General features: G+C 28.3%; 17 protein-coding genes. All 17 read right to left on the bottom strand.

Annotation, left to right across the window (positions count from 1 at the left end):
* Positions 1 to 286: 286 nt before the first annotated feature.
* The 17 genes from R3342_RS13315 to R3342_RS13235 all read right to left on the bottom strand — a co-directional run bounded on the left by R3342_RS13315 (position 287) and on the right by R3342_RS13235 (position 12314).
* Positions 287 to 709 (bottom strand): hypothetical protein, encoded by a 423-nt coding sequence (locus R3342_RS13315; RefSeq protein ID WP_318940854.1) that lies wholly within the window; start codon positions 707 to 709, stop codon positions 287 to 289.
* Between the two features lie 197 nt (positions 710 to 906).
* Entirely contained in the window at positions 907 to 1314 is a 408-nt protein-coding gene (locus R3342_RS13310) for a hypothetical protein (protein ID WP_318940853.1), read from the bottom strand.
* A 146-nt stretch (positions 1315 to 1460) separates the two neighbouring features.
* Complete coding sequence (locus R3342_RS13305) at positions 1461 to 1967, bottom strand: hypothetical protein (protein ID WP_318940852.1); 507 nt, start codon at positions 1965 to 1967, stop codon at positions 1461 to 1463.
* A 156-nt stretch (positions 1968 to 2123) separates the two neighbouring features.
* Positions 2124 to 3029, bottom strand: coding sequence for a hypothetical protein (locus R3342_RS13300; protein ID WP_318940851.1), 906 nt, complete (start codon positions 3027 to 3029; stop codon positions 2124 to 2126).
* Positions 3030 to 3192: 163 nt separating this feature from the next.
* The gene (locus R3342_RS13295) at positions 3193 to 3597 is read right to left on the bottom strand and encodes a hypothetical protein (protein WP_318940850.1); all 405 of its coding nucleotides are present in this window, start codon (positions 3595 to 3597) and stop codon (positions 3193 to 3195) included.
* 196 nt (positions 3598 to 3793) lie between these two features.
* On the bottom strand, positions 3794 to 4216 hold the full coding sequence (locus tag R3342_RS13290; RefSeq protein WP_318940849.1) for a hypothetical protein: 423 nt from the start codon (positions 4214 to 4216) through the stop codon (positions 3794 to 3796).
* Positions 4217 to 4545: 329 nt separating this feature from the next.
* A complete protein-coding gene (locus R3342_RS13285) occupies positions 4546 to 4713 on the bottom strand; it encodes a hypothetical protein (protein WP_318940848.1) in 168 nt (55 codons plus the stop codon).
* A 199-nt stretch (positions 4714 to 4912) separates the two neighbouring features.
* Entirely contained in the window at positions 4913 to 5527 is a 615-nt protein-coding gene (locus R3342_RS13280) for a hypothetical protein (RefSeq protein ID WP_318940847.1), read from the bottom strand.
* Between the two features lie 143 nt (positions 5528 to 5670).
* Positions 5671 to 6246 carry a TIR domain-containing protein gene (locus tag R3342_RS13275; protein ID WP_318940846.1) on the bottom strand — a complete coding sequence of 192 codons (576 nt, stop codon included), beginning with the start codon at positions 6244 to 6246 and terminating at the stop codon, positions 5671 to 5673.
* A gap of 1 nt (position 6247) precedes the next feature.
* Positions 6248 to 6649, bottom strand: a complete 402-nt coding sequence (locus R3342_RS13270; protein ID WP_318940845.1) for a hypothetical protein — start codon at positions 6647 to 6649, stop codon at positions 6248 to 6250.
* A 3-nt stretch (positions 6650 to 6652) separates the two neighbouring features.
* Complete coding sequence (locus R3342_RS13265; RefSeq protein ID WP_318940844.1) at positions 6653 to 7195, bottom strand: toll/interleukin-1 receptor domain-containing protein; 543 nt, start codon at positions 7193 to 7195, stop codon at positions 6653 to 6655.
* A 147-nt stretch (positions 7196 to 7342) separates the two neighbouring features.
* Positions 7343 to 7822, bottom strand: a complete 480-nt coding sequence (locus tag R3342_RS13260; RefSeq protein ID WP_318940843.1) for a hypothetical protein — start codon at positions 7820 to 7822, stop codon at positions 7343 to 7345.
* 292 nt (positions 7823 to 8114) lie between these two features.
* Positions 8115 to 8696, bottom strand: a complete 582-nt coding sequence (locus R3342_RS13255; protein ID WP_318940842.1) for a porin family protein — start codon at positions 8694 to 8696, stop codon at positions 8115 to 8117.
* A gap of 119 nt (positions 8697 to 8815) precedes the next feature.
* A complete protein-coding gene (locus R3342_RS13250) occupies positions 8816 to 9301 on the bottom strand; it encodes a hypothetical protein (protein WP_318940841.1) in 486 nt (161 codons plus the stop codon).
* Positions 9302 to 9305: 4 nt separating this feature from the next.
* Entirely contained in the window at positions 9306 to 10496 is a 1191-nt protein-coding gene (locus R3342_RS13245) for a C10 family peptidase (protein WP_318940840.1), read from the bottom strand.
* A gap of 246 nt (positions 10497 to 10742) precedes the next feature.
* On the bottom strand, positions 10743 to 11603 hold the full coding sequence (locus R3342_RS13240; protein WP_318940839.1) for a hypothetical protein: 861 nt from the start codon (positions 11601 to 11603) through the stop codon (positions 10743 to 10745).
* Positions 11604 to 11762: 159 nt separating this feature from the next.
* Positions 11763 to 12314 carry a hypothetical protein gene (locus R3342_RS13235; protein ID WP_318940838.1) on the bottom strand — a complete coding sequence of 184 codons (552 nt, stop codon included), beginning with the start codon at positions 12312 to 12314 and terminating at the stop codon, positions 11763 to 11765.
* Between the last annotated feature and the right edge of the window lie 184 nt (positions 12315 to 12498).

Below are 12498 nucleotides of genomic sequence, written 5' to 3'. Positions count from 1 at the left end.
GGACTTGATCAATAATGAGTAATTTTAAATCGTAACCTACTTTTTCATAAGATATTTTTCGACAGGGTGGTTTTTGTTTTTTCATACTTTCGTTGTTTAAGTTGTCTAATTTTTAGTCAACCTATTTCAGGAAAGTACATTGTTTTTAATATTTGCTAACGGATTTTTATAAGATTTGTGCGACTGGAAAATCGGAGATTTTTCGGACGTAGCAAATCGGTTTGTTAGAATTATTGTCGTTTTGTACTAATTTAAATGTAAGCATAAATTTTATGAGGTGTTGGGGCTAGTTTTTTTTCAAACCTAGTTTCCTTAATATTAAATAAGTCCAATGTAATTTTTTTAGATTTCCATTCAAGATTTCGTTATTCTCTCTTAAAAGTTTTGCAAAATACCATAAACTCTTATCCGGAAAATTGTCAGAACTTACAGAATTCCATATTGTCTTATCTAAATCAAGATTACTCAGTTTATACCAATTAAAATCTGAAAATTCATAATCTGACGTGTGTTTAACTCCTTTTAGGATATCCGAAATTTCAATTTTAGGTTTTAAAATATCAACCCAATAACCTCCATCATACACAATTTTTATAATTAGTCCATCTTTTACATAATCGCTGTGTAATTCTCGTGAATATCCGTATTCAGGAATTTTGATAAATCCATATGATTTTTCTAAAAATTCAAAATGTTTGTCAATATTCATAAATAAATATTTCAATTTTTATATTGATTATTATTCTCGTCCAATTAGCCCCAACGGTTCGTATAACCGTCAGTTACGGATTAATATGCGTTAATTTTCGGTTTAGCACTGGCGTTAGCAATTCCGAGTGGATTTGGACGTAGTCGAATCCGCCGTAATTGCGGTTATACATTGTTGTAACCAGTATTTTTTTCATTTTATTTAGTCCGATAATATTTTTCTCCATTTTTTTGGTCAATCAGACTATCGTTTGAATATTTAAATTCATATCCAAATATTTCGTTCGTATAGCCTTGAAATGATTTTCGGTTATAAATATCAACCGAGTCGATTTTCAAAAGTCCGTTTCTCAAATCATATTTTATTGTTGTTGATGCTCCGATGTCACCTAATAAAACTGTATAATTCAGAGTTGAGTCACTCACAATTACTATTGATTTTTTTGTAGTCGTTTGCCGATGTGGTTTTTCAATTCCGTTAACCTTCTCAAACTTTAATCCACTGTCAAAAACATAGGTCTTAAATCCATAATTTGTTTTGCAAGAAACTATTATTCCGAGTAAAGTCAGAAATAATATTAATTGTATAGATTTGGGTTTTCTCATATTGGTTACAACGGATTTTTATAAGATTTGTGCGTTTGGAAAATCGGAGATTTTTCGAACGTAGCAAATCGATTTGTTAGAATTATTGTCGTTTTGTATTAAATCAAATTTAAGCATAAATTTTATGAGGTGTTGTACGCTGGCTTTTATTCATTCTTTATTTTTATAAATCTAACTTCATTTGAGTCGTAAAGATTGAATATGATTTTTTCATTTCCATTTCCTCCAAATTGTGAAGCAAACTCGATTAAATTTCCATTCTCGTTATAAAATTCAAATTGTCCATCAATTCCTCCTGTTTTCCAAGTTCCACTTTTTGCAAGTCCAACATTTTCTTTTCCATTAAATGTATAAGTTCCGTTCTCAAATAAATTCAATTCAGAGTTAGTTTTTTCTTTTCCTTTTTCATTAGTTTGAATTTCATAAGTTCCAGAAAACTCCTCCATTTCACTTTTATTAAAAAATGGAACTGCTATTAAATACCAAAATGCAATTAAGCCAAAACACATTATAGGAACTGTTCCAATTCCGAATGCAATTTTTTTCAGTTTTTGAGATTTCTTAAATATTCCAAATAACAATACAATTAGAGAAATTAATAGAAATACTCCCCCAATAAAAATTAGTAATATGAATAGTAAACTTTCCAGCATAATGTTTTTTCAGCTTGCGTACAACGTGATTGTATAAGATTAGTTGCGAATTTTAAGCATTATATTTAGCAAATAAATCACAGATAGAAAGTCCGCGAGGACTTTCGCAAACTGACTAAAACTAGCAATTAATTTTATACGTTGTTGTATGCAGTATTATTTGTTATACGTATCATACATATATTTTCTAATAATTTTATTTGGATTAATAGTTTTTGAAGGATTAGCCAATATTTCTTTTATTAAATCTAGATGTTCTCCATTAGCTGTTCCAATTGTATAAAAGCCATTATTTTCCCTTAAACATTTTTGATATAGTATTCTTTTTTCCTTTTTGTTATTATTGAATTTGTCTTTCCATTCTAGTTCTACAACCAACATAAAGAAATTTCGATCTTGAATATTAATTACAGGAAAATTATATTTTAACATTTTAGCATTAGGGTATAAAAAAGGGTCAATCTGTTGACTCATTTCGTGAACCATTCTTGTATTTGGTGATATAAACTTAATTTTAGTTTTTACGTTTTTTGCTATCCTACCTCCAAAATTATGAAGTTGTAATATTACTTCAGGCATTAGCCACTGATTGTTTTCAAATTCAAGGTTTGTATTTAGAGTATCTTGAGCTTGAAAATTAATATTTACTCCAGGTTGTGTTAAAATCTTTTGATTTTCAAATTGTTGTTTTGCAATTTTTGCTTGCATTTTTAATTGTTCCAACATTAAATCGGAACTTTCTTTGTACTTTAAAAGTAATTCTTTTTGCTCATCATAAACTTTTATGATTTCATTATGTTGTATTTTTTCGGTTTCTATAGATTCTTTATATCTTATACTTGATTCCTTATCTCTAATACTATCTTTTGTTAAAGCATATGATGCAATTAATATAGCTATTATTGAAGTAGTTGTCTGAATAATATCTTTAATTGAAATGTTTTTTTCAGATAAAACACTAAATGTTTGATTTTTCCACAATAAATAAATGATAAAAATTGAAGTTAAAATTATAATTATTGTAACTATAATTAAAATTGAAATCCATAAGTAATTATTCATTTTCATAGAGCTTATTTATTGCATACAACGGTTTTGGACATGAAAAGTTGCGGGTTTAAAACGCAATTTTCCGATGTCTAAATTTAATATTTTTTTGTTTACTAAATATTCTATTTTACTGAATTAAGCAATTTTTTATGTGCGTTGTTGGCAAATCGTTTTACTATTTCTTAAATATACTATCAACCACAAAGACGTCTTTAGAGAAATACAGAAATTTTCTTTCAATTCTCAAAACACTATCAATATCATAATTCATATCATTAAGAGCCTCCTCTAATATAATTCCTTTAATTGTCATTTTTCCTTTTTTCGTAGCATATATTCCAAACCAAGGAGATAATGTTCCATCACTAAATGTATCTTTTTCAATAATTCCGTCTTGATATTCATTCTCAATTATAACAGACAACAAATAGTCAATCTTATCATTATCCGTTTTATAATTCAATATTTTTCCAGTATTTGAACCTAAATAAATCGTGTCATTTAATTCAATGCTAAAATCATTAACCTCAATCTTTTTCCGTTTTTTACAACTCGAAAAATTAATCAATAATATTATCATTGAAAGTATTAGAACATTTCTTATTTTACTAATGTTTTTCTTCATTCGTTATGTTTGCCAACGGGATTTTATAAGATTTGTGCGACTGGAAAATCGGAGATTTTTCGGTTGTAGCAAATCGTTAGTTGAATGTTTGTCGGTTCATTATTTAGTTTAAATGTAAGCATAAATTTTATGAGTTGTTGTGCATAGTATTTTAGTTTATTATTGTCAAGTATTTCTCGGAATAATGTTCTCGTTCGACGAATGCATTAAATATATCTTCTTTAGTAGTATATTGAAGAATTCCATTCTTTTTTATGATTTTCAACGAGTCAACTCCTAAGTTTTGAGCTCGTAATCGTGCTGTATCAAAAAACATTTCAAATTCACATTTTGAACATACTGAAAATTCAATTCGTGTGGTTTGGTTATTCAGTTTGTAGATGTTTGCGGTACTATCGCCAGAAAGTTTCCTAAATATAAATGAACTCTCAACTTCCTTAGGATTTATTATAGATAGTACCACATCAACTGTGTCAGGTGTGTCGTTGTATAAGTACGCAGAATTTAATTGGTCGCAGCAAATTAAAAATGTGCCTATTATTCCTAAAGTTAATAAGGATTTTATTTTTCTCATAATATTATGCACAACGTTTTAGTATTATGATTTCGTTGCGATTAGTCGTAAGACTTATCGTGATGGAAATCTGAGTTTAAATTTAGTTTAATTTGTCGTAAAACGACAAAATTTAGCAATGAATTATATACATTGTTGCCTAATGTGGCTTTTCATTTCAATTATTATTTCAGTTCTTAACTCAATCCGTTTCATTTGGTTATTTCATTTCAACTTTCAAATCCGTTATGATTGGAAAAATCAGGAATTTGTCTGGTTAGTTACAATTTGTCAATTTTAGTATTCCGTTTCAAAGCTCATTCCGTTGTTGTGCTAAAAATCTTTCCGTTTTAACTTTGTTCATTTTTTCTTTGAATTAAAACCATTAATCCAGCGAAAATTATTCCTCCAAGTACACTTGCAAAAATTGATTTTCCAATAAAGTTTTCAAATATCAGATTTAATAAAAGGCTTATTAAAGTAAAAGGTATAAAATAGATAGCAAATTTTTTAATCATTGTTAGTTTAGGTTTACAATTATAGAATAATTATAATTTTGTGTTGAATTCCGCCATATTTGGCAACGTGTTTGAGCATGAAAAGTTGCGAGTTTGAAACGCAATTTTTCTTTGGTTAAATTTAATATTATTTTTTATTCTAAATTTCCTTTTTTACGGAATTAAGCAATTTTTTATGCGCGGTGTTGCCATACGTTTTTTATCCTTTTTTCATTATCAGCATACTGTACGAATAACGTCCATTCGGCAGTCGGTTTAAAAAGTTCTGAAATTGTTCTTTCAAGTCAAATTCTTTGTTGATTATCGAAATCATTTTTCTTACTTTCATAACTTCTGCTGGTAATTTTACTTTATTTTGATTGTAATAATAGTCAGATTCTAATTCCCAATATGATGCAGAATTTATTTCTCCATCTTTAATTGTTTTAAAAAAAGTTGTTGTTCCGTCTAATCCGCTAATACAGTTCTCAACTTCGTTACAGTCTTTTAGGTTTTCAAATCCGTTGTTATTTAGTTCCGAAATCAGTTTTTCCGCTATAGAATTCGGAATCGCAATTTTTTGAATTATGCTATCTTTTCTAATTCCCTTTCTATTCGTAGTCCAAACCAAATGAGTAAGAGTTCCTTTAAATTCCCCATTTTTGAAATCAATTAATTCAACATTTTGATAATCCTCAATTTGGATGCGATAAATTCGGTCGTGTTTTTTTGAGTCAAATTCGGTCAATCCAAATCGTTTTTCAGATTGAGTTTGAGAGAAGCAGAAATTAATTCCAATTCCTAAAAATATTAATATGTAAATCGTTTTTCTCAAATGGATGGCAACGGTTAGTATATGAAAAGTAGGCGGTTTCGAAGCACAACTTTTTCGGTTAAGCCTAAAGTTTGATACGAGCCAAAACCCTTGAGTTTATTGATATTTCGCCTATTTTTTATATACATTGTTAGCAGCTGGCTTTATTCTACCCAAGTTGCAAATTTGTTATATCCATCGTCACTATTCCAATCATAAACTGGATACTTAGAAGATAATCGGTAAATTTTATTCCTATACCTTTCATCAACTTTACTTACTGAATATCCATCTAAATCTGGATATTTAATCCATTTTCCATTTATGAAATCGTGTAAATTAACTTTTGTCCCATCATTTGAGAATGAATAGCCTAAATAGTAAAGTGGATTGTTTCCATTTGATTTAGTTTTTCCATCTTTTCCTTTAATTCCATTAATGTGTACTGCAAAAATATGATTTCCACTTTTTAAGCTTTGCATTATTTCATAGCTGACCCATTTTCTCTTAAAAGTTTCTGTGCCAATCAAAACGCAAGTATTAGATGTATTTTTGACTGCTCCATTTATAAGTCTTTTCAATGCAAGACTTCCTTCTTTCTTTGCTTTTTCCCAAATCGAAGCATCAAAATAACCTGCTGATTCTCTATTAGGTTTAAGTCTCCAATGATTACGAACTACGTTAGCTCTAAAGTCGATAATATCTTGATAGTGAAAACTGAAAAAAACTCTCTTTGCCATTTTAATTGATTATAAACATTACTACAAGCGTAATTCCTATTAGCGTGCCATAGAAAATAAGATTGGTTATTGAAAAAGTACTGCTGAACCAACTGTTTTTATTTGAATTCATAACAGTTGCATTCATATTGAAATCAATATCATTTTCTGGTGTAGTTCTAATTTTATTATATAAATCTCTATATTTCCTTTCTTGACTTAAATAATATCCGTCTAATAACCAAAATAGTGGTGTGGACACATAAGTAATTATTACGTATTCGATATTAGTGTCTTTAGCCGCAAAGGCAAATAATGCCGCAACTAATGTCACAGACCAACCTCTTAATAAAAAGGAATTAACGTTCATTCGAGTTATTACTAACTGTATGAATTCAAGATGCTTTACTCGGTTGTCTGCCATAATTTATGAGATTAACCAAGAGCTTACATTTTTCACAGAACCATCTGGATAATGAACATAAAAGGTGTTCGGTGTACTTTCGCTCTCGTAGATATAAGGATAAATTTGTAAATATTCAGAGCCTGTATAGTCGGAATAATTAGACCTTACAGGTAATATTGCAATATGCTTAATATATTTTGCAGCGTCTCCGTGTCCTAATTCCCAATTACACCATTTTGATGCAATTGCGCCTTCCGTAGCAAGAAAAATAAATTTTTGATTTTCTTTTATCTTTAGTTTTATGCGGTCTGCTGTTTTTCCGCTTGTCCTTTTTGGCATTTCCTCGTCCAACCAATCAACATAAATATCTACACCAAATTTTTTCAAAAAGCTAATTGCACCATCTAATTCCTCAAGCTCGTTATGTTTATGAGATAAGAAAATCGTTACTTTTCTAAATGTACTTTCCGACTTGAATTCCGATAAACTTTCGTTTAATGATTTGCTGAAAGTCCGTGTTGAATTTCTATAATTTGTCAATTCCGATTTTGTAATTATACTCATAATGTTCTTTATTTCTCGTTTCTTAGCTTGCTGCTAACGAGTTTGTATATGGTTTGTGCGCCGTAAAAAGCGGAGATTTTTCCGCCGTAGTAATGTTATTATTGAATGTTTGTCGGTTCATATATAGTTTAAATGTAAGCATAAATTTTATACATTGTTGGCTAACGTATTCTTTTCAATACATTTGTTAATTTCATCAATTTTCCTTTCTATTCTCTCTTTGTATTTTTTTCCTTTATATCCCCAGGAGCTATAAAAAATTGCATAAATTCTATTATTTACAACTATTGTGTCAAATTCCATTTTACATTTTTCGATTACTCGCTTATTTAAGTCAGTTAAATCGACATTCGTAATTATATATTCAATAGTTTTTAAGTATCCCTTTCCTGTATCGTAGTCCAATATGATTTTTCTGTCTTTTATGATAAATTCTGGTTTTCCATAAATATTCATTTTTCCTTTATACATTTTAATTGCCTCTTTAAAAATTTCTGATTTACTAGATGCGAGTGAACTAATAAGCAAAACTTTAACTAGACCAACAATTAAACCTAAACTTGCAAATATTATGATAATAACAAATCGATTTTGATCAGATGAACTAAAATATAGAAAAGTTCCCACTAGTAATAATATTGTAAACCACAAAAAAAAGACTTTAATATATTTCATTATAAGTCAATTCTATTTTTTAATATTGTCATCTTATTAATTCCTTTTTTATGTTTGCCAACGGGATTTTATAAGATTTGTGCGACTTTAAATACGAGATTTTTCCGCCTAATTTTAACCTTTGTTTTTTGTTATTATTTCAATTTTAATATAAATGTAAGCATTAATTTTATGAGTTGTTGCCCACAGTGTTTTTATTATGTCAACTTATATCCGTTTTATAATCTAAAAATTTGTTCAGATTTTAAAACAACAATCCTATACCAAGTTGAAATACGGTATTTTTCACAGGGTAAAGTCCTAAATTAAAAGCTTTACTAAAACCTTGAATATATTTTGCATCTAAGAATAATCCATTTTTGAATTTATAAGAGGTGCCAATAACTCCACCAAATTCGAAACTTTTAGCAAATTTTGAAGAATAAAAGGTTGATAAATTAGTTCCGTTGTCTTTTAACAGAAAATTAAAAGTCGGACCAATTTCAATCGAAAACCTTTTAAGGAGATAAACTTTTGCTAGAATTGGAATTTGTAAATAATCAAGACTGAATTCGCTTGAGGATGGGCTGCCTCCATTCGAATAAATTTTCACATTTGAGCCTTGTGTTGAATACAAAATTTCAGGTTGAATAGAAAATCTTTTACCAAATGGGATTTCTGCAAGAAGTCCTATATAAAATCCTTGTTTACTATTAGAACCCGCAAAACCTTTTGAGGTCAAATTACTGAAATTGACACCCGCTGTTGCTCCGAATTGAGTTTTTTCCTGGGCATTAACTGTTAAAGTTAAAATTGCAACCGAAAGAATTAAAAGAGTTTTTTTCATTTTATTTGTGTTTATTTAATTGTAAACTTAATGTAGATTATACAAACAATAAAAAAGAACATGTACTAAAAACTTGTTCTTTTTGAGTTAATTTGCTTTAATTCAAAATTCTAAGTAATTTATTTGACTAAAACTGAAAAACGGTTTTTATTTTCAGTCCAATCCCAAATTTGTTTCCCGTTTATCCAAACTTTTCGTTCCAATAACGCTCTTGGGGTTCTTTCGTATAAAACTTCAAGGGTATCTGTATCATTTGCACTCCATTGAATATAAGTTGTAGTTTTGTCTTCAGTTTCTGAAATATTTGGAACTATCCTAATTCGATACTCATTTTCATGTTTATAAATTAAAAAATTTCTTGGATTGTCCATATTTTGATTATAAACTTGTTTTGAATAACCATCAATTAGATAGTATAGTTTTATATCAGATTGGTTAATGTGATTTGGGCTACTAGGATCTAATAAATCCTGATTTTGAGTATTCACAACGGAAAACTCAAATAATGCATCTAAGTTATAGGCATTTGGTTGTTGATCCATTTCATTAGACTTGTTACAACTTAATAAGGTTATAAATAATGTTAATATAATTAAATTTTTCATGATTTTAAGGTATAATATTGTAAATAATTTCTTTGTTCTGATTATAGTGAGGTATATTAATTGAGTTGTAAACATCAGCTGTATACCACCCATTATAACCAGTACCCCAACCCCAATTCATGTGAAAATGAAAATAGCCAACCCCAGTACAATCAGCAAAATAATAAGTAGTTATGCGATAACCATCACACACCCACATATGCCCAATTGTATAAAGACCATCATTGCCACTTAAAATAATAGGTCTATTAGCTTCAATATTATTTTTAACAACATCTCTATCATAGGCCGTTGAATTTGCAGACGTATAATTAAATTGTGTTTTTAAAACAGTACTCATATCATTTGAAGTACTTACACCTGTAACATCACAATCATATGATGGTTGTGAACTACCATAAACTGCACCAATTGCATCCCAAATATCTTTAATGAAATTCGCTGTTGTACTTGTAGCGTAGGTTAGAGGCATTGATGACCAATTGTAATTTGTAGGATATTGATAATATTTCATTACTTGTGCCATAGCAATTGGAACACAACCCGCATAAACTTGAAAAGTAAAGCCATTACACGTTATAGTAGGTAATGCACTATTAAAACCATCAGATTGGTACCATAGAGAACTTAACAAAGGACCTTTGGTATAAATATCTGTATGTTCATAACATGACTCAGGAGGGACTCTATAACTTAAACCATTGACTTGAATACTCTCCCAAACTTTCTTTTCATTTTCTGATTGTTCAATATTAGAATTTTGAATATCTGTTACTTGCTTTTTAGTGTCATTCATCCAAAATTTTAATCCATCTGGATACTGACTTTCGTTAATATTAAAAGTATTTGTATCTGAATAACCTAATATTGGAGGTATTCTTTTATCAGCAGATAATATGATATATCCTCCTTCTTCGAAGTTAATAACATAAAATGAATTAACTCCATTTTCATTTTTTATTTCATTTATATTTTTAACATTTTTTGAAGTGTAATTAATTCCTTTAGCTTTTAAAGTTTTATCATTTACAGGAAAAGAAAGGTTGTCTGCTATTGTTTTAGCCTCTGATAGTTTCACAAAGTATTTTGAACTTTGAATGTTTGAATTTCCAATTTCATTATTTTGGGAACATGAAAACAGGAATAGTGAAAACAAAATGGTTAATAACCAATTTGTTTGTTTAAGTTTTTTCATAGTATTTTTATTTAAGTTATTGTTAATTAACACATAAAGTTATTAAATATTTTTTAAACTTACAAAAATTAAGGCATTAAGTTGTTGACTACAAGGTTTTTAGCTAATATTGTGGGCAACGTGTTTTTATAAGATTTGTGCGACTGGAAAATCGGAGATTTTTCGGACGTAGGAAATCGATTGTTAAGTGTTTGTCGGTTCGTAATTTAGTTTAAATGTAAGCATAAATTTTATGAGTTGTTAGCATTAGTAGTTATCAGATGAGAATTCATTTAATTCTTTCAACTCCTTTTCTGTTTTAAATTTCCAACTCATTAATCCTGAATAATCATTTCCAAAATTTGTTTCAGTTTCTAAGTTAAATATATCCGTTTTATATTTTACATAAACTTTATCATAAATAGGCTTTGCAAATTTTAACCATTTTTCTTTTGTGTTAATTTCTGACTCTGCAAATTCTTTTCTCATTTTTCTTGAATATATTTCTAAGAGGTCAAATTTAACTTGATTATATTCTAATAGATACTTATCTTTTTTTAGAGGTTGAACATAAGAGCATTCAAATAAAAATGTAGGTAACACAATCACTTCTCCTTTACCTTTTGAAAAATTCACATTGTTGAATTGAACATTCATATATCCACAAAAAAAAGATGGTCTATCTATTTTTGGAGCACCTTTAAAATACTCCCATTTTAATTTATTAGTAGAACTCCATAATAATTCTTTTTGAAATTTGGATATATTTTCTAATTTATAAACTTCAAATTTTATTCTATGGCACATTGACCATATACCTGGTAGTTGGTGTTCAATAATTTTAACTGAATTTCCTCCAAGACTTCTTGCTTTTTGTTTAGCTAAATCTTTAACTTTTTCATAACTGCAATCAAAACTTAAACCTCCATCTTTAATTTCAAAAGTTCCTATTTTTAAGTTTTTATTACTTGGCTCAATATTTTCATTTTCTTCAATTACTACAACACTTTCTGTGTTCTTTAATGGTTGTAAACTTCTTAATTCCTCTCCCTTTATTTTCATTTGAGAGGCACAATTTGATAGTAATATTGAAATAATTAATAATAAAAATAAATTCTTTTTTTTCATTTTCTATTTGTATTAATGCTAACGGATTTTTATAAGATTTGTGCGTTTGGAAAATCGGAGATTTTTCGAACGTTGCAAATCGTTTGTTTAAATGTTTGTCGTTTTATATTTAACTTTAAAGTAAGCATAAATTTTATGAGTTGTTAGGCAACGTTTATCTCACATTATTAAAATAACAGTAATTCCTGCTCCAATTGATAAAATGGAAGTAGCTAATCTAATATTTTTCCCATTACCTAAAAATATTCCTCGTATCTGATTTTTGTCGATTTCCACAATTTCCTTTCTCCTTTTGGTTTTTCCATTTAGATATTTTATATCAGCCTGAGCAATTATTGAATTTTCCGTAAACTCAATTAATTTAAGATAATATATTGTCAAATTCTTATTTGTCAATTTTCTCTTTGAATAAAATAAAATTTCTTTCTTGTTTTTAGGTTCTTTTCTCTCTTTTTGGGTAAAATTAAAAATAGAATCATTTATTTTAATCTGAATATTTCTCTCTTTAGATACAATGTCAAAATATCTATTTTCTAAATCTTTGTCTAAAATTTTATTTATTCCATTTAGTTCAATTTTGTTTTTGTCTGGAATTTTATAATAAACTGTATTTCCAAATCTTAACATTGGAGTGAAAGGCCAAACTTGAGAATAATTAATATTTGGAATTAAAATAAATAGAAGAAAAAGTCCAATTGATATTTTTTTCATAACTAATTTTTTAGTTTTCAGAATCTCAGTCCTAATGTTGCCTAACGGGTTAGTATAATGAAAGTTGCGGTTGGTAAACCGTAATTTTCCGATGTTTGTTATTTTGTTTATTTGTTTGTCGGATTTCTCTATTCATTTGATTTAGCAATTTTGCTTATACATTGTTGGCAACTGGCTTTTACTC

It is taken from the genome of Lutibacter sp., assembly GCF_033723435.1.
In the GTDB taxonomy this organism is placed as follows: Bacteria; Bacteroidota; Bacteroidia; order Flavobacteriales; family Flavobacteriaceae; genus Lutibacter.
Note: the sequence above shows the minus strand (reverse complement) of the source record. Positions and strands in the feature narration are given on the sequence as shown.